Source organism: Flavobacterium chungnamense (assembly GCF_039539165.1).
GTDB classification, from domain to species: Bacteria; Bacteroidota; Bacteroidia; order Flavobacteriales; family Flavobacteriaceae; genus Flavobacterium; species Flavobacterium chungnamense.
The window spans coordinates 103,756-123,263 of record NZ_BAABCS010000014.1; the positions used below are offsets into that span (position 1 = coordinate 103,756).

At 32.3% G+C, this 19,508-nt stretch carries 16 protein-coding genes; 7 read left to right on the top strand and 9 right to left on the bottom strand.

What is annotated here, in order from left to right; all coding sequences use genetic code 11:
- Window positions 1-36: 36 nt before the first annotated feature.
- The 7 genes from ABD771_RS06600 to ABD771_RS06630 form a co-directional block, all read right to left on the bottom strand.
- Entirely contained in the window at window positions 37-792 is a 756-nt protein-coding gene (locus tag ABD771_RS06600) for a LytR/AlgR family response regulator transcription factor (protein ID WP_345092405.1), read from the bottom strand.
- A gap of 4 nt (window positions 793-796) precedes the next feature.
- Window positions 797-1,453: a DUF2306 domain-containing protein gene (locus ABD771_RS06605; protein ID WP_345092408.1), complete on the bottom strand. Its 657-nt coding sequence runs from the start codon at window positions 1,451-1,453 to the stop codon at window positions 797-799.
- On the bottom strand, window positions 1,453-1,767 hold the full coding sequence (locus ABD771_RS06610; RefSeq protein ID WP_345092411.1) for a 2TM domain-containing protein: 315 nt from the start codon (window positions 1,765-1,767) through the stop codon (window positions 1,453-1,455). The genes ABD771_RS06605 and ABD771_RS06610 overlap by 1 nt, the downstream gene beginning before the upstream one ends.
- 2 nt (window positions 1,768-1,769) lie before the next feature.
- The gene (locus tag ABD771_RS06615; RefSeq protein ID WP_344816085.1) at window positions 1,770-2,072 is read right to left on the bottom strand and encodes a 2TM domain-containing protein; all 303 of its coding nucleotides are present in this window, start codon (window positions 2,070-2,072) and stop codon (window positions 1,770-1,772) included.
- Window positions 2,073-2,074: 2 nt separating this feature from the next.
- A complete protein-coding gene (locus ABD771_RS06620; RefSeq protein WP_345092414.1) occupies window positions 2,075-3,418 on the bottom strand; it encodes a 2TM domain-containing protein in 1,344 nt (447 codons plus the stop codon).
- 24 nt (window positions 3,419-3,442) lie between these two features.
- On the bottom strand, window positions 3,443-4,069 hold the full coding sequence (locus ABD771_RS06625; protein WP_345092417.1) for a hypothetical protein: 627 nt from the start codon (window positions 4,067-4,069) through the stop codon (window positions 3,443-3,445).
- A 145-nt stretch (window positions 4,070-4,214) separates the two neighbouring features.
- The gene (locus ABD771_RS06630) at window positions 4,215-6,359 is read right to left on the bottom strand and encodes a TonB-dependent receptor (RefSeq protein ID WP_345092420.1); all 2,145 of its coding nucleotides are present in this window, start codon (window positions 6,357-6,359) and stop codon (window positions 4,215-4,217) included.
- 166 nt (window positions 6,360-6,525) lie between these two features.
- Here ABD771_RS06630 and ABD771_RS06635 point away from each other — a divergent pair, with 166 nt between their 5' ends.
- The 3 genes from ABD771_RS06635 (at window position 6,526) to ABD771_RS06645 (ending at window position 8,161) form a co-directional block, all read left to right on the top strand.
- A complete protein-coding gene (locus ABD771_RS06635) occupies window positions 6,526-6,921 on the top strand; it encodes a hypothetical protein (protein ID WP_345092422.1) in 396 nt (131 codons plus the stop codon).
- An 85-nt stretch (window positions 6,922-7,006) separates the two neighbouring features.
- Window positions 7,007-7,846: a 50S ribosomal protein L11 methyltransferase gene (gene prmA / locus ABD771_RS06640; protein ID WP_345092425.1), complete on the top strand. Its 840-nt coding sequence runs from the start codon at window positions 7,007-7,009 to the stop codon at window positions 7,844-7,846.
- A 39-nt stretch (window positions 7,847-7,885) separates the two neighbouring features.
- Window positions 7,886-8,161: an ATP-dependent Clp protease adaptor ClpS gene (locus tag ABD771_RS06645; RefSeq protein WP_345092428.1), complete on the top strand. Its 276-nt coding sequence runs from the start codon at window positions 7,886-7,888 to the stop codon at window positions 8,159-8,161.
- Here the strand turns inward: ABD771_RS06645 and ABD771_RS06650 are convergent.
- Window positions 8,158-8,571 carry a DUF6691 family protein gene (locus tag ABD771_RS06650; protein ID WP_345092431.1) on the bottom strand — a complete coding sequence of 138 codons (414 nt, stop codon included), beginning with the start codon at window positions 8,569-8,571 and terminating at the stop codon, window positions 8,158-8,160. The two genes, ABD771_RS06645 and ABD771_RS06650, sit on opposite strands and share 4 nt — an antisense overlap.
- 6 nt (window positions 8,572-8,577) lie before the next feature.
- On the bottom strand, window positions 8,578-9,138 hold the full coding sequence (locus tag ABD771_RS06655) for a YeeE/YedE family protein (RefSeq protein WP_345092434.1): 561 nt from the start codon (window positions 9,136-9,138) through the stop codon (window positions 8,578-8,580).
- A gap of 94 nt (window positions 9,139-9,232) precedes the next feature.
- Between ABD771_RS06655 and ABD771_RS06660 the strand changes: the two genes are divergently transcribed.
- The 4 genes from ABD771_RS06660 to ABD771_RS06675 all read left to right on the top strand — a co-directional run bounded on the left by ABD771_RS06660 (window position 9,233) and on the right by ABD771_RS06675 (window position 19,496).
- Entirely contained in the window at window positions 9,233-9,691 is a 459-nt protein-coding gene (locus tag ABD771_RS06660) for a 2-dehydro-3-deoxyphosphooctonate aldolase (protein WP_345092436.1), read from the top strand.
- A 100-nt stretch (window positions 9,692-9,791) separates the two neighbouring features.
- Window positions 9,792-10,610 carry a 3-deoxy-8-phosphooctulonate synthase gene (gene kdsA / locus ABD771_RS06665; RefSeq protein WP_345092438.1) on the top strand — a complete coding sequence of 273 codons (819 nt, stop codon included), beginning with the start codon at window positions 9,792-9,794 and terminating at the stop codon, window positions 10,608-10,610.
- A 6-nt stretch (window positions 10,611-10,616) separates the two neighbouring features.
- Window positions 10,617-11,510: a hypothetical protein gene (locus tag ABD771_RS06670; RefSeq protein WP_345092440.1), complete on the top strand. Its 894-nt coding sequence runs from the start codon at window positions 10,617-10,619 to the stop codon at window positions 11,508-11,510.
- A gap of 75 nt (window positions 11,511-11,585) precedes the next feature.
- Window positions 11,586-19,496, top strand: coding sequence for a fibronectin type III domain-containing protein (locus ABD771_RS06675; protein WP_345092442.1), 7,911 nt, complete (start codon window positions 11,586-11,588; stop codon window positions 19,494-19,496).
- Window positions 19,497-19,508 lie beyond the last annotated feature (12 nt).

Here is a 19,508-nt window from a genome sequence, read left to right on the forward strand (position 1 = left end):
AAAGCCATCAAATAACTAATTATTGATGGCTTTTTTTTATCCCAACCAAGTTTTAAAATCACTTACTTTTTCTCTTGCAACAATTACCTCATCGTCTTTGTAAGTTGGTAAAATTACTTTTAATCGTGAGTTGCTGTGCATTTGAATTTCCTTAATTCCTTTCAATGGAATGATAAATTTTCTTGAAACTCGATAAAAATCCTTTGGATCTAATTCGTTTTCTAAACTTTCTAAAGTAGTATCCAGTAAGTAATCTCGTCCATCAGATGTGTGCAGGTAAGTTCCTTTGTTTTCACTATAAAAACATTCAACTTCATCAATAGTTATCATTTTAAGTTGTTGTCCCATTTTAATAGTGAATCGCTTTTTGTATTCTCTATCAATTGGATTTACCAACATTTTTTTTATCATTTCAAAATCCAATGATAAATTGGGAGTTGCTACATTTCTTGCTTTAAATTTGTTTACAGCAGTTTCCAAATCTTCCTCATCAATTGGTTTTAGAAGATAATCAATACTATTTAATTTAAAAGCTCGCAGAGCATATTCATCGTAAGCAGTTGTGAAAATCACAGCGCTTTTTATGTCAATATTTTCGAATATTTCAAATGATAATCCATCTGACAATTGAATATCCAAAAATATCAAATCTGGATGCGGATTATTCTGAAACCAACTTATGGATTCTTCCACAGAATGAAGCATTTGATCGACTTGCAATCCTAATTTTTCAACCTTGCGTTGCAACAATCTTGCAGCAGGTTTTTCGTCTTCTATAATAATTATGTTCATATTCTTATTTTGAAACGATTTTATATTTATTTGACCATTTAATAATTAATGGAACTAGTAATACAGTTGGTAAAAGCCAAGCAACAACTGCTGGTAAAAAAGTATTATTGACTACTAAAAAAGCTGTTGCAGCAGCAATATAGCTACCTATCATTCGCTGAATGTGAACTAACAACCAAAAGTTTTTTATTGAATTTTGACCTTTATAATTTTTAAAATCTTGATAAACCATTGAAATACTGATAAATCCAAAGACTAATAATACGATTCCAAAATTATTGCTTGAAAACAATATTAGGATTCCATATATCACAAATCCAATTCCGAAAAGTAACATTATTGCACTTAAAATCCAATCTATATTTTTGGCTTTTTCACCTTTCAATAATCCTTTTAAAGAAAGATATCGTTGTCCTGTGGCTGCCATGTATATTGAAAAAATTCCAACAATAAACAGAAATGGATTACTATGAATTAAGGTCATTAATAAACCTGCAATGCCATTGATTATCATTCCGTAAAGAAAAAACAAACCAACATTTTTATGCAACTTATCTCCTTTTTTTCTAGTAATATTGATAGTTCCGGTAATCAAACCAATGCTTCCTGCAATGATGTGAATTACAAGTAAAATTTTAAAAATAAGTTCCGAATTTATCATTAGTCCCATTTTTGTTGTTCGCTCTTCTCCTTCTCCATCAACTCTTTAATTTTCTTTTCTTCCCAATCGCTTCCGAAGAAAATTTCACCACCAAAAGTTGATAATCCGTGAGCTACTAAACCAATTCCCCAAAAGAAAGCCGTGAAGAAATTCTCCAATTTAAAATAACTTTCACCGGTTTTGAGATTTTGGATATTAATTATTACAATCATCAAATTTATAACCACATAAACCAATAAATGAGTATAAAAACCTTTAATCTTTTTGACACGTTTAAGTGCTCTTTCGTATTGTATTTGCTCTTCTGTTGTCATGATTATTCGTATTTATTTTGTTTGTTCTTTTCTTCTTCTATAAACTGTTGCATCTTTTTTTCTTCCCAACTTTTTCCAAAAAAAGGAAACCAATTAAAGACTTTTAACGCATGAAAAAACAATCCAATTCCCCAACTGAAAGTCGTCCAAAAAAACCAAAGATGATTGGGTGAATATTTTAAATTGATAAAAATTATTATTGCATTAAAAATTATAAAAAATGTTAAATGCGAATAAAATCCTTTGATTTCTTCAACTTGCTTTTTTGCTTTTTGATAGTTCTCAAAATCTTGATTAGTATTCATAATTACTTCCATTTGTTGTTAGTATTATTTTGTTTATTCAATATTTCTTGAATCTTTTTCTCTTCCCAAGATTTTCCATATCCAAAAGTTTCAAAAGCATGGAATAGTACTCCTAAACCCCAACCCAACATTGGGAACCAAAACCATTGAAAATTGTGCGGTGAGTTTAAATTGATGATGATTAATATTGGAATTACTACACAATAGGATGCAAGATTTCCATAAAATCCTTTTATTTTTTCTACACGTTCTTTTGCTCTCAAGTAAGAAGTGTTTTCGTTAAATGTATTTGTTGTTTCCATGATACTTATTTGTTTTGTTAAAATAGGTAGATATACTGCAAACGTTTCTTTAGTTTCGTCAATTAAGACTTTTCGTTCTGAAAGAATAGCATAACGACTTACTATATTTTGAAGTCCTACACCTTTTCTATCTTGTAAAACTTCTTTCTTTTGCAGGTTATTTTCTACTACTAAAAAATTATCTTTTATATAAATTTTAATATGAAGTGGTTTGTTTTCGCTAACCACATTATGTTTAATCGTGTTTTCTAATAATAATTGCAATGACAACGGAACCACTTTTGCATCAGGATTTTCAAAATCAGTTGGAAGTTCAAAAGTGATGCTGTTTTCGAAACGCATTTTTAATAACTTCATATACGTTTTTGCGAAAGCTAATTCTTCTGAAACTGTAACTAATTCTTTATCCTTTTGTTCTAAAACGTAGCGATAAATCTTAGATAATGAAGTGGTAAACTGTTGTGCATTTTCAGGATTTTCTTCTATCAATGAACTTAAAACATTCAAACTATTGAAAAGAAAATGAGGATCAATTTGATTCTTTAAGCTTTCGAATTTAGCATTGGCAGTTCCGGCGATTATCTTTTGTTCTTTTAGGCGACTTTCTTGGTAAGCTTTGTAAAAGTAAAATGCATGAAAAGCAAGTGTTACAATAAATGTTATTATGATGGTAACTAGATAATTACTAAACTTTTCTTTTTCAAAAAATAAAGCTAATGAACTTCCTTCAATAATTACATCTTCAAAAATTCTCAACAAAAAGATTACTCCAACTGAAATAATAAATGAACCTATAAAACCTATTAGAATTCTTTTTCTATTGAACCTTTCTTTGCTAAAAATCTCATCAAGTTTCATGAATAAAATGGCATTCGCATAGTATAACATGAAACCGTATAAAGTTGTATAACCAAAATTGATTAATAAACTTGAGTTGAATTCTATTCTAACTCCTGATAAGAATCTTATGATTAATAGAACTAAAAAGATGCTTATAGAAATAAAAATCGCTCTTGGTAATTCTTTGATTAATTTGGTTATCATCTTCTTAAGATTTTATTTTTGAAATTACTTTCCGCAGTTTTTCAATGTTTCTTGAGCTCTATCTAAACCCCAAGTTGGATGAAATTCTGTTTCTGGTTTAAATTTAGCAAATAATTCGATAGATTTTGCAACTTGCTCACACATTGGTTTGGTATCTGTTCCCCAATATTGAGCACCACCAATTTCAAATTCTGCTTTACCAAAAACAGCTCTTGGATTTTCTGGAGCTAATTTTAATGCTCTTTCATATAATTCAATAGTTGGAGCTGAAAGTTTCATTCCGTTTGTCATTGGATCTTGAACAATCCAAGCGGTATTTATCATGGCTTGCATTATTAAAATTTCAGGATTGTTTGGCGAAATTAATTCTGCTGCATCCAAAGCAGTTTGTGCTTTATTGATTAAAGCTGTTGCGTTTTTAGCATTTGCTGGATTGAAAGCTTCTGTTGTGTTTACTAAAGCTACATAATAATTTGGTAACCAATTTGTTTTTTCAACCGATGCAATTCTTTCAAATAAAGCTGATGCTTCTGTTGCGTTTCCTGTTTTCCAAGTTGCGAATGCTTTTCCCATTCCTTGCTCATACTGTTGAGCATTTAAAGATAAAACTGATACTAAAAATACTACTAATGTTGTGATAACTTTTGTCATAATTTCTAATTTTTTAATTGATACTGTTATTGATTAATTGATGATTAAAACTCTTGTTCTTAATTCTGATGTAAAAGTATTCTGTTTGTATGTGCTGTGAAATTTATACTTACTGAAATGTTGATTTTTTGGGATGAATTGTAAACTATAAATTATCCAATTGATTGTCCTTTTTATTATCACTTATCGTCCAAAAGAATCCAACAAAGAAAAATCTATCTGCTGTTGGAATTATTTCATTTCTTTGAAAAACGCCATTTGAATCAGGTGAGTTAGCATAGTCATATCCAAATACATTTTGAGTTCCTAAAACATTGCTAATTGAAATGAATAATATCTTTTGTTGACTTAACAAATATGCCCAACTCAAACTCACATTATTATAACTTTTAGTTTTTCCGTTCATAAAACTCACTTCATTTGGATTGTCATAAGGTCTTCCTGAATTGAAACTATAAGATAAACCAACACTTGACTTCCAATCGTTTATCCAATATTTAGTTACTATCGAAAAATTGTTTTTAGCTACAAAATTTGGAGTAACTTCGGCTTCATAATTTCTATAATCTCTTTTAGTATCGATGTAAGAATAAGAAACCCAATATTCTAAATTTTTAATTGATTTATTGTCTCTCCAAAAAACATCTAATCCTTTTGCAAATCCAAATCCGTTATTATTAAAATTAGAATTGTATTGAGCTATTTGAGTATCAAATTTTACCAAGTCATTATAATCTTTAAAGTAAATTTCACTCCTAAAAGTGCGCTTATCTTTACTGTATTGATAATTCAAAATATAATGAGAAGCTCTTTCGTTTTTAAAATCAGAATTGAACTTCAAATAATCTTGTCTTGGAGCTTGTTCGAATTCGCCATAAGCAACAGAAAACTGACTTGCTTTACTAACTTTATAAGCCAATGATGTTCGAGGAGAAATGGAAGTTTCATTCAATAAATCATTATTTACAGCTCTAACTCCAACTTTCATCGCTAGTTTTTTAGAAAAGAAAATATCAGCTTCAGTATATCCAGCGAAAATATTAGAATTGTAGCCAGTTTTATTGGTTATAAATGAATATTTTTCATCAAATTTTGTTATAAAATAATCCGCACCAAAAGACAATTTGATTCTATCCGAAATTGGTTTTTTGATTTTTAATTTCAAATGTGATGCGTGTTCTGTATTCTCTATCCTTTGGTTGTCCAAACCTATTTTATTGTTTCCTAAACCATAACTCAAACCTGTTGTAATTTGCCAATTTGAACCAAAATTTCCTTTATAAGATGCATTTACATAAAGATTATTATTTTTTAAATCAACTCTTGTTTTAGCAACAGAATTGATGCTTTCTTGATTCAAATCAAATCTTGATGCGTCGAAAGCCGTGTAAAGTTTGAACAAACCTCTTTCCAATTCATAACGATAAACTATCTCACCAGAAAGCGATTGAAAAGCTTTATTCCAATCAACATTTTGAGGAATCGCTACTTTATAAGGAGCTAAATCAATATAAGCCGTATTAAATGTCAGTGAACTTTTTTCCCATTTTTGAGTATTTGCAACTCCTAAACCTACAGTCATAAATGAAATGTCAGTTTTATTTTCTGTTGCCATATCAGTTGTGTTCAATAACAATACACTTGATAAAGCTTCACCATATTCGGCAGAATAACCTCCAGTTGAAAACGAAATTCCACTAAAAAGAAAAGGTGAAAATCGTCCACGAGTTGGTAAGTTTTGGGTTGTTGAACCAAAAGGTTGTGCTACTCGAATTCCGTCAACATAAGTTTGAGTTTCATCTGCTTCACCACCACGAACAAACAACCTTCCGCTTTCACCAACTGTTTGTGTTCCTGGTAAAGTTTGCAAAGCCGAAACAATATCGCCATTAGAACCAGCAGTTGTAACAATATCTAATGGTTTTAAAACCGTATTTTTAGCTTTGTCACCTGCTTCAAAAGTTCCTGCATTAATAACAACTTCATCTAAAGTATTGATACTTTCTTTTAGTTTGAAAGTTTTATTTTGGTAGGTTTCAATTTCAATTGTAGTTTTTAAAGTTTCATAAGTAAGAAATGAAATTACAAGAATTTTATTTCCTTTTTCAGATGTACTAAAAGTAAATTCACCAATTTCATTTGAAGTTGCTCCATCGTAAGTTCCATCAATGTAAATATTAGCTCCAGCTATAGGATTGCTTTTTTCATCTACAATTTTACCAAAAATTTTGGTTTGAGAGAATGTAAAGTTTGAAATTAATACTATTAGAAAAATAATTATTGTTTTCATATTGTTTGTAATTTGATGAAGCAAAGTTGCAGTATCTATTTTAATACCAAAACTAATAGTAACTGAAATGTTGAAAATTAGTGATGAATTGTAGATTTAATTTTATAAAATTTAACTCGATTGTTTAAAAAAAATTATTATTATTGCATAACATTTAAATATTACAATGATGAAATTAATAAAATCTTTATTCGCAATTGCATTTTTCTTTGCAATTAATACTGTTTCAGCTCAATCAATAGCTTCAAAATGGCCACAACTTAATGATTTTCAACAATTACTAGTTAAAACATTTGAACCAGCAGGAGAAGGAAATTTTGGACCAATAAAAAATTCTTGTGAATATTTAGTTGAAAAAGCAGAAGCATTAGATGTTAACACGATGCCACAAGATTTAAGAAATCCAAAAGCTGATGAAGCAGTAGTAGTTTTAAAAAGACAAACTAAGCTAGTTGCAGAATTAGTGAGAACTAAAGCATCAGATGTTGAATTAATGAAGTCTTTTCAAAAATTAAATGAGACATATGACCGATTACTTAGTTTATATGAACCAAAAAAATAAATAATTAACCTAGCCAAGTGCTAGGTTTTTTTTTGAAAAACAATTTCTATCTAAAATTCATTACTACCTTTGCAAAAAAAATATCATGTCAAATATCTATTTAGGATATCATTTTACAATTGAACCAAAAGAACTAGGGTCAGAAATATTAATTGCCGAATTAGGTGAAAAACCATTTGAAAGTTTTATTGAAACTGAAACTGGCTTTAGTGCATATATTCAAAAAGATCTTTGCACAGAAGATGTGCTTGAAGACATTTATATTTTAGGTTCTGATGAATTTAAAATTTCTTACGTTATAGAAGAAATAGATCAAGTGAATTGGAATGAAGAATGGGAAAAGAATTTTGAGCCAATAGATGTTAATGGAAAATGTCATGTTAGAGCTCCATTTCATAAAAAAACAGAAGCTGAATTTGATATAATTATTGAACCTAAAATGAGTTTTGGAACAGGACATCATGAAACAACCCACATGATGATTCAACATTTATTGGAAACAGATGTTACTGGTTTAAAAACACTTGACATGGGTTGCGGAACTGCTATTTTGGCTATTTTAGCCGAAATGAAAGGCGCTAAACCTATTGATGGTATTGACATTGACAATTGGTGTTATTTGAATTCAATAGAAAATGCTGAACGTAATAATTGCACAGAAATAAGTGTCTATGAAGGTGATGCAGAACTATTAAAAGGTAAAAGTTATGATTTAATAATCGCCAATATTAACAGAAATATCCTATTAAACGATATGCAGACTTACGTTGATTGTTTAAATAAAAATGGTATACTGCTTTTAAGCGGATTTTACAACGAAGACATTCCTTTCATAGATGCATCTTGTACAGAAAAAGGTTTAACCTATGTTAAAAAATTTGAAAGAAACAATTGGGTATCATTAAAATATTTAAAAAATAATTAAATTTACTTTTTGCTAAATTTTCAAATAGAATAGATAGTTATGAGTACGATAGAAAAAACACAAGAAGAAGTATCCGTTCAGGAATTGGTTGGAATAAATAATGAGATAGTTCTTTACAATGATGATGTAAATACTTTTGATCATGTAATTGATACACTTATAAGAGTATGCGAACACACTTCAGAACAAGCTGAACAATGTGCTATATTGGTTCATTACAAAGGACAATGTACTGTAAAAACTGGAGCTTTCAATGAATTGAAATCTCAATGTACTCAATTGCTTGAAGCTGGTTTAAGTGCAGAAATAATTTAATGTGGTAATTTATCTTTTATCAATCCGTAAAAGAAAGTACCTAATAAAGCACCTATTAATACAAATCCAACTGAGATAAAACCTGCGCCAATTAATATAAAGATTGGCCCAGGACATGCTCCAACCATAGCCCATCCCAACCCAAAAATCAATCCTCCAATCCAATAACGAAAAGTTCCTTTTTCCTTATCAAGAATTTCAATTGGAAGTCCTTTAATATCATTTAGTTTTTTTCGCTTTATTATTTGTATACCAACAACTCCAGTAGCAATAGCTGACATAATGATTCCATACATATGAAAAGAATCAAATTGAAACATCTCATAAATTCTATACCATGAAACGGCTTCAGCTTTTGTTAATACAACCCCAAAGATAAAACCTACTAGTAAGTATTTTATTAAATTCATAATTGACTATTTAAAAATTAAAGGGAAAATAAAATTGACCATTATAAGTCCTCCAACAAAAAAACCGATAACTGCTTTTAGAGAAGGTAATTGAAAATTACTCAATCCAGAAATAGCATGACCAGAGGTACATCCGCCAGCATATCTTGAACCAAAGCCTATAAGTAAACCTCCAATCAAAAGAAATAATATCATTTTTGGAGATTCAAATACATTTTTTCCAAACAATGAATCTGGCAATAACTTTGAATTTGGAGCTTCAATACCAATATTTTGTAATTTTTGAATAGTTATTTCATTAATGGCAACATTAGAATCGGAGCTTAAAAAATGTGTTGCTACATATCCTCCTAACATTGTCCCAGCAACAACAACTAAGTTCCAACGTTGTGATTTCCAATCCCAATCAAAAAATGGGATCTTTTTACCAATTCCTGTCATAGAACACAAACTTCTCAAATTAGAAGACATGCCAAAAACTTTTCCAAAATAAATAAGTGAAAGCATAACCAATCCAATGAGAAAACCAGAAATTGACCAATGCCAAGTATTTGTAATAAATTCCATCGCTTTTTTTTACAAAAATAACTATATGGTTTGATTTTTGATTATTATTTGTGAAATTTGAATAAAAATATCATACTCCTAATTTGTCGATAAAATGAAAAGCAAAATTATGTTCCTCCTATTTACCTCAATCTTAATGCTATCTTCCTGTGGAAGCATTAAATCAACTATACAAAATATTGATAATTCTGCTATCAAACCTCCTATTAAAAACAAGCAATTTTTGTTAACAGAATATGATAAAGACGGAAAATATGGATATGACATGGATTATCCTATAAATCTTGGCTTTGAAAATGAAAAATATTCACCTAAAAATGTTGTATACTTTTTTAATGCGATAAGCGGTCCAAATGGTGAAAAAATTAGCTATGAAAAAATAGATACTTGTTGTCCATTTCCAACTAAAAAAAGTGCAGTCGGAGCAGGTACATTAGATATATATCAAATTTCACTTGAAGGAACAGAAAAAAAAATAATCCTTTACATTAATATATATGAAAAAGGAAAATTACTCTGCCCGAAAGGATTTAGTATAAAAAATCAATCCTAAACACTTTATCTTTTCTGTACACAATACCTAACAGAAAACCTTCTAATTAACAAGTTAGAAGGTTTTTTCTTATTATATTTGCACTTCAAAATCATACAATATGAACATTAACAATATTCCACAAATCAAGCATATTGAAAGTGGTAATTTCTTTTTATTAGCCGGTCCTTGTGCTATTGAAGGAGAAGAAATGGCTATGAGAATTGCTGAAAAACTTATTTCAATAACCGATAAATTAGAAATTCCTTATGTATTTAAGGGCTCTTTTAAAAAAGCCAATCGTTCAAGAATTGATAGCTTTTCTGGTATTGGAGATGAAAAAGCATTAAAAATTCTTCGTAAAGTTTCTGAAACTTTTCATGTTCCAACTGTAACAGATATTCACACTAATGAAGATGCTGCCATGGCTGCAGAATACGTAGATATTTTACAAATTCCTGCTTTCTTAGTAAGACAAACCGACTTGGTTGTAGCTGCAGCAAAAACTGGAAAAACGGTCAACTTAAAAAAAGGACAATTTATGAGTCCAGAAAGCATGAAACATGCCGTACAAAAAGTATTAGATTGTCATAACGAGAATGTTATGGTGACTGACCGAGGAACTATGTTTGGGTATCAAGATATGATTGTTGATTACAGAGGTATTCCAACCATGCAACAATATGCAACTACTGTTTTAGATGTAACACATTCACTTCAGCAACCCAATCAAACTGCTGGTGTAACTGGAGGAAGACCCGATATGATTGAAACGGTTGCCAAAGCTGGAATAGCAGTTGGTGTCGATGGAATCTTTATCGAAACACATTTTGATCCAGCAAATGCAAAAAGCGATGGAGCCAATATGCTTCACTTAGATTACTTTGAAGATCTTATGACTAAACTAGTAGCAATTCGTAAAACAATAAATCAATTCTAAAATAAAATGTTTTCTAATTTAAAAAGTAGAATAGTTGTTGTGTTGGCTATTTTTTCACAATTTTTAATAGCACAAGAAAAAACAGAATCTGAAAAATATACAAGCCATAATAAAGGTAAATTTTACTTTTTTTGGGGAGGAAACAGAGAAAGCTATTCAAAATCTGACATTCATTTTGAAGGTCAAAATTATGATTTCACAATTCATGAAGCCATAGCTGATGACAGACCAAAAGGTTGGCATGTTGATTATATAAATCCTGGTTCTATGACAATTCCTCAAACTAATTTTAGAATGGGTTACTTCATAAATGACCATTACAATATTTCATTAGGATTAGACCATATGAAATATGTTATGAGACAAAACCAAACAGCAAATGTTTCTGGAAATATAAATTTACCTTCAAGTGAAAGTGGCTCAATATATAATGGAACGTATAACAACTCTCCTATTAATTTTTTTAACAATTACACAGGATTAGATACATCACCTACTCCTCCATTTCTAACATTTGAACATACTGATGGTTTAAATTATATCAATACAGAATTTTGTAGAGTTGATGATGTTTCAAAAATTTTTAAAATTGCAAATACTGATAAATTTCAATTAAATGTAACTGAAGGAATTGGCTTAGGAATATTATATCCAAAAACAAACTCAAGAGTACTTGGAAAACAACGTTATGATGATTTTCATGTTTCCGGATATGGAATTTCTGCAAAAGTTGGATTGAATTTTACTTTTTTTAAATATTTTTTTGTTCAAACCGAGATAAAAGCAGGATACATTGACATGAATGACATTAAAATAACTAATGAAAATACTGATAAAGCAAGCCAACACTTTCTTTTTTTACAAAGAATTATAGCATTTGGAGGAATTTTCAAAATTTAAATTAAATATTTTATATTTTTTTTATATTTTTGGTAATTATCTATTAAATAACAAACCAATCAATTTATATTTTTTATGAAAAAAATTATTTTACTAATTCTAACATTATTTTTCTCAATAGCCGGGTATTCTCAGTTTCCAACACCGGGAATTGAAGGTTTCGAAGGAACAACTGCACCAGATTTACCAAATCCTACAACTCCTAGTGCATGGACATTAGGAACAGGTGCAATTGGAAATCAATGGGCAGTTTTTGACAATGGTGTCGGTCTCACAAGACGATGGAATATAAACACTGCTGTTGCAAATGTTTACCAAGGAGTAAATGCAGCCTATATGGATCGTGAAAATATCGGTCTTGGAAATACTTCTGAAGATTATTTAGCTACTCCATTAGTAACTGTTCCTGCAAATGGACAATTACGTTTTTGGACAAGATCAACAATCAGTGGTGCAAATGGTACAGAATATTTAATCAAGGTTTTTGATCAAACCGCACAAGGCGCAGGAAGTCAGACAAATATTGCTAATTATATTAACACACCAGCTCAATGGACTGAGGCTACCTTAAATGCAACTTATAATATATATGAAGAAAAAGTTGTAGACCTTACTGCTTTTGCTGGACATCAAGTTCACATAGCTTTTGTAATGCGTTTTTCCCAACCAACAGCTGGTATAGGTGGAGATAGATGGTTGATAGATGATATTAGATTAGTTGAAAGATGTTTAGAACCAACTAATTTATCTGCGACTGGCATAACTCAAACTACTGCAAATTTAAACTGGAATAATCCTAGTGGATCAACTTCATGGGAAATTGAAGTTATACCTGCGGTTGGTGGTACTCAAACTGGTGTTGGTGTTGTTTATAATGGAGCACTACCATACGTAGCTCCAGGTTTATCACCTAATACATGTTATGTATATTATGTAAGATCTTTATGTACTGATGGTCCTAGTACTTGGGTAGGACCCTTTAATTTTTGTACCGTACCACCAGGCCTAACATGTACTGCACCAATTGCAATAACGACTTTACCATACAGTACAAATGACAACACTGCAAATTATGGAGATTCTACAGATACAGCTCAACCTGCTGCTTGTGCAGGAACTGCCGCAAATTACATGACTGGAAATGATGTGTTTTATTCTTACACTCCAGCAACTTCTGGTACTATAAGTATAACAATGACTCCAAATGACGATTGGTCAGGTATTTTTGTTTATCAAGGATGCTCAAATGTTGGAGTAACTTGTGTAGCTGGTGTAGCAAATAATGGTGGAGGGATAAGATCAATACCGAGTTTAAGTGTTACGGCTGGTTTACCTTACATTATAGTAATTTCAACTAATGCTGCACCACAAACTGTTGGCTATAATTTATTAATTCAAGAAGTAAATTGTCCTCAACCGGATAATTTAACTGCATCAAATATTGGACAAACTTCAGCATCACTTTCTTGGGGTAATCCAGGTGGAGCAACATCATGGGAAGTTGCAGTTCAACTTGCTGGGTCTCCAATTCCTGCTGGTCCAGGTGTTCAAACAAATACGAATACAAATTATTTAGCTGCTGGACTAACTCAGGCAACTGCATATCAATATTACGTTAGAGCAGATTGCGGAAACGGAACATTTAGTGCATGGTCTGGTCCATTTTTATTCAATACTAACATTTGTGATGTTTCACAACAATGTAACTATACTTTTAGATTAACAGATTCATTTGGTGACGGATGGAATGGAAATACTATGAGCGTTAGACAAAATGGTATTGAAGTAGCGCTTTTAGGACCAACTTTCACTGCTGGTACAGGTCCTGTAAACATTACCGTTGCGATGTGTGATGGATTACCTTTTGAATTGTTTTGGAATGCTGGCGGTGCTTTTGCTGGTGAAGTAGGTGTTTCTATCATCAATTCATTCAATCAAACTATTTACACTAAAGCAGCAGGAACAGGAATTCAAAATAGTTCATTGTATACTGGAACTGTAAACTGTTTAACTCCAGCGTGTTTACCTCCAACAAATTTAGTAGCAACTAATATGTCACAAACAGGAGCTACATTGGGTTGGACTACAACAGGACCAGAAACTTCTTGGGAAGTAATTATACTTCCTGCAGGTTCACCTGCTCCACTTCCAAACAATCCTTTATGGACTGCAGCCCCAACTAATCCATTTACTGTTGGCGGACTTACTTCTGGTACTGCTTATGATTTTTATGTAAGACCACTTTGTTCTCCATCAAATATTGGAGATCCAGCAGGTCCAAGAACATTTAACACTACAATATGTGATCCAGTAAATCAATGTACTTACACATTCACAATGACTGACACTTTCGGTGATGGATGGAATGGCAATACTATGAATGTAATACAAAATGGAATCGTAATTGCTACAATTGGATCTACATTTACTGCTGGTAACGGACCAATTACAGTTCAAGTACCATTATGTAATGCTTTACCAGTTGAATTATTCTGGAATGCTGGTGGTGCTTTTGCAGGTGAAGTAGGAGTTTCAATAACTAATTCTTTTTCACAAGTAATTTTCACTAAAGCTCCAGGAACTGGTGCACAGAATACTTCTTTGTATACTGGTACTGTTAATTGTTTAGTGCCATCTTGTTTACCTCCAACAAATTTAGTTGCAACAAATTTATCTCAAACGTCAGCTACTCTTGGATGGACAACAACAGGTCCTGAAACTTCTTGGGAAGTAATTGTGCTTCCTACAGGTTCTCCTGCTCCTCTTCCAAACAATCCAGGATGGACAGCAGCACCTACAAATCCATTTACTTTTATTGGATTAACATCTGGTACTGCTTATCAATTTTATGTAAGACCAATTTGTTCACCAACAAATACTGGGGATCCAAGTTTAGCGGGAGCATTTAATACGACAATTTGTCCACCAACTAATCAATGTTCATATACATTTACAATGACCGACACCTTTGGAGATGGATGGAATGGAAATACAATGAGTGTCATTCAAAATGGAATTGTTGTTGGAACTTTTGGAGCAACTTTTACAAACGGAAATGGACCAGTTTCTGTCCAGATTCCTCTTTGTCATGGAATTGCTTTCCAATTACAATGGAATGCTGGTGGTAATTTCGCTAACGAAGTAGGTGTATCTATTCAAGAAGCTTTAGCTCCTCAAGCAACAATATATACTAAAGCACCAGGTACTGGTGCACAGGGAACAATATTATATAATGGTACTGGAGAATGTTTCTTACCAACATGTCCAAAACCAATTAGTTTAACTGCTACAAATGTTACACAAACATCAGCTGTATTAAGTTGGACTGAACAAGGAACAGCAACTTCATGGGAAATATTTATTGTTCCTTCAGGTTCTCCAGCTCCAACTCCAACATCTTTAGGAATTGTAACAACTAACCCATATACATTAACAAATTTACCTCCTGGAACAGCTTATACATTTTATGTAAGAGCAATATGTTCTCCAACAGATTCAAGTTTATGGTCACAACCATTAACATTTGGTACATTGCCTGTTAATGATGAATGTTCTAATGCAACATTTGCTATTGTAAACCAAAATCTTAATTGCGTTCAAACAACTCCAGGTACATTAATTGGAGCAACTCAATCATTACCTGCAGTAAACTGTCCTCCAGGTGTTGCAAATGATGATGTATGGTATACATTTACAGCTACAGCTGCAACTCATATCATCTCTTTCAATAACGTTGTTCCTTTAAATACTGATTTAGATTATGCAATATTTACCGGAAATAGTTGCGGTGCATTAACTCAATTAAATTGTAATGCTGCAGACGGACTTACTGCAGGTCAAACTTATTATATCAGAATTTATTCTGCATCAGCACAACAACAATTAGTTAATTTTAATTTGTGTATTGGTACTTTACCATGTACAGAGGCACCTGCTTTCTGTACTGGTCAAACTGTAACTTATGCAAACTCAACAAATGTTCCAAGTTTAGGTCAAATTGGATGTTTATTCACTTCACCTAACCCAGCTTTCTTCTTTTTACAAGTAAATCAAGCTGGTCCATTAACTTACTTAATATCACAAGTTGACACTAATGGAATTGGTAGAGACGTTGATTATGTAGCTTGGGGCCCATTTACAGATTTACAAACTGCTTGTACAGGAGTTCCACAAAATCCACTTCCTGGAATAATTCCAGCTCCAACACCTGCTGCAGGTTGTCCTGGAACATTACATGCTTGTAGTTATTCTGCAGCTCCTACAGAAATCATGTGTATTCCAAATGCTCAATTATGTGAAGTATATGTAATCATGATTACAAACTTCTCAAATCAAGCAGGTACAGTAACATTTACACAAACAAATTCTGGTGGTGGAACAACTGCTTGTTTCCCAATTAATACTTTTAACTATCCTCAAACAACTTATTGTCAAGATGGTGTTGATCCGACACCATTATTAGCTCCGGGAGCTTCTGCTGGAACCTATACATCAACTCCAGGTTTAGTAATTGATAGTGTAACTGGAACTGTAGATTTATCTGCAAGTACACCTGGTGCTTATATTGTTACAAGCTCAACAGCTACAACTATTGGTGGTACTTGTAATACAATTCCTTTTATTACAACTACAAGAACAATTATTATTACAGCTCCTGCAAGTGCAACTATTTCATATTCAAATGCATCATACTGTAATAATATAACAGCATTACAAACAGTAACAAGAACTGGTACCGTAGGTGGTACATATAGTGCAACGCCTTCAGGACTATCGATTGATCCTATTACCGGAAATTTTGTACCGAGTGCTAGTGTACCAAATAATTATATAATCACTTATTCAGTTCCTGCTTCAGGTGGGTGTGCAGCTTTTTCAACAACTACTCAAGTTGTGATAATTCCTGCCACTATTCCAACATTTACACAAGTAGCACCAATTTGTCCTGGAGATGTATTAGCTGATTTACCAACAACCTCTAACAATGGAGTTACAGGAACTTGGTCACCAGCTATGAATAATACAGCTACAACAACATACACATTTATTCCTACTGCAGGATTATGTGCAACAACAGCTACCATGACAATTGGAGTAGGTTCAACAACTCCAACATTCACACAAGTACAGCCAATTTGCCCTGGAGCACCATTAGCCAATTTACCAACAACATCTAATAATGGCGTTGTAGGAACATGGGCTCCGGCAATGAATAATACTACAACTACTACCTATACATTTACTCCTAATGCCGGAATTTGTGCAGGCTCAGTTACAATGACTATTGTAGTTAATACTCCTACAATTGTACCAACATTTACTTCTGTTGCTCCAATTTGTATTGGTAATACATTATCTCCATTACCTACTACCTCTAATAATGGTATTACAGGATCTTGGTCTCCAGCGTTAGATAATACAGCTACAACAACATATACATTTACACCAGATACTGGTCAATGTGCTGTGGTTAGTACTTTAACAATAATCGTAAATCCAAATTTAGTTGTTACTGTAAACAATCCAACTGTTTGTGCTGGATCTACTGCAACAATTACAGCAACTCCAGCTATACCTGGAAATTATTCATACACTTGGACAGTACCGTCAGGATTTACAAATCCTGGTAACGTTGCATCATTTAATACAACAGTTGCAGGAACTTATACTGTTGTTATTAATCAAGTAACTAATTTTTGTAATACTGATTTTGAAAGTCCAACAGCTACTGGAGCCTTCCCTAACCTATTTGATGAGAATTTAGTTCCTTGTTGGGATACTACTTCCGCAGATGGTATAATAGAAATTTGGCCTCCAGGATTTGAAGGTGTAACAGCTTATTCTGGAAATCAGTTAATTGAATTAAATGGAAATACACCTGGAACATTATTCCAAGATTTTAGTGTTTTACCAGGAACTGCTTTAACAATTTCTTTTGCTCATAGAGGAAGACAAGGTAATGATGTTGTTGGGGTTGAAATAGGGCCTTTAGGAGGACCTTATGTAAGTCTTGGAAACTTTACCGATAATAACACAGCTTGGGTATTACATACAGTAAATTATGTAGTTCCAACAACTGGAGGAAATAACTACACATTACGTTTTGTATCAATTTCAAGCGCAGGAGGAAGTCCAAGTATTGGTAACTTATTAGATTCAATTTCAATATCTAGTTTAAGCTGTCCATCGCTTCCTACATCAGGTGTAGTTACATTAACTACTCCAGATACACCAACGTTTACTGCTATTCCAGATATTTGTTTAAATGGAACCGCTCCTACTTTACCAACAACTTCAAATAATGGAATTGCTGGAACTTGGTCTCCGAGTACAGTAGACACATCAGCAGTTGGAACAACAACTTATACTTTCACGCCTAATGCAGGAATTTGTGCTACAACCGCTACATTGAATGTTACAATCATAAATCAAGTTACACCAACATTTAATAGTATCGCATCTATTTGTCAAAATAGCACAGCACCTAGTTTACCACTAACTTCTTTAAATGGAATTATTGGAACTTGGAGTCCAAATACAATTAATACATCTGTAGCTGGTTCAGTAACTTATACATTTACGCCAGACGCAATTCCAAGTCAAGCTTGTGCATTAATTACAACTCTTTCTGTTACTATTGATCCACAAATTGTTAGTACATTTAATTCAATTGCAAACATTTGTCAAAATGGAGTTGCCCCTTCTCTTTCTTCTACTTCGAATGAAGGAATCGCAGGAACATGGAATCCAACTATTATTGATACATCAACTCCGGGAACTACAACGTACACATTTACACCAAATACAGGAATTTGTGCAACTACAGCAACTTTATCTGTAACTATTGATGCACCGACTGTTCCAACATTTACACAAATAGCAAGTATTTGTTTAAATGGAACTGCTCCATCACTTCCTTCAACATCAAATAATGGTGGAATAGCTGGAACTTGGAGTCCTGCTACAATTAATACTTCAGTAGTTGGAAATACAACTTACACATTTACACCAAATACTGGACTTTGTGCATCAACTGCTACGATGGTAATTACAATTAATCCTCAAACTGTTCCTACATTTAGTCAAGTTGGTCCATTTTGTCAAGGGTCAATTGCACCTTCACTTAATAACACATCTATAAATGGTATTGCAGGTACATGGAGTCCAAGTACTATTAGTACATCAACTGCAGGAAGCACTACTTATACATTTACACCAAATGTTGGACTTTGTGCAACAACTGCTACAATGACTATAGTAATAAATGCTACACCTATTATAAATCCAATTAGCAATATTACTGCATGTGATAATTATATATTACCAGCACCTAGCGTTGGGAATTATTTCACAGGTCCAAATGGTACAGGAACCCAATTAAATACTGGAGCTATAATTACTGCCAATACAACTTTATATGTGTATGCTGCAAATGGAATTTGTACAGATCAAGAATCATTTACGATAACTATTTCACCTTCTCCATCATTCACATTAACAGGAGGTTGTGTTGGAACAAATTATGTTCTTGAGGTAATGTCAAATAACTTTGATACTTCAATAGCAACTTATTCGTGGACTGGTCCAACAGGAGTTGTTGGAAGTAATAGCCCAACTTTACAAGTTCCTGCAAATGCTGCTGGTAGTTATACTTGTTTCGTTACAATTCCTAATGGCTCTGGAACATGTTCTGACTCTGAGGTCTTTATTGCAAATGATGTAACTTGTTCTATTCCAAGAGGTATTTCTCCTAATGGAGATACATTAAATGATACTTTCGATTTAACAGGATTAAATGTAAAAGTATTAAGTATTTACAATAGATATGGAACTAAAGTATATTCAAAAACTAACTATGTTAATGAATGGGGAGGACAATCTGACGCTGGAAATGAACTACCAGATGGTACTTACTATTATGTTATAGAACGTAATGGAGTTGAAGCTAAATCTGGATGGGTTTACATAAACAGAGAAATCAAATAATTTAAACCTTAA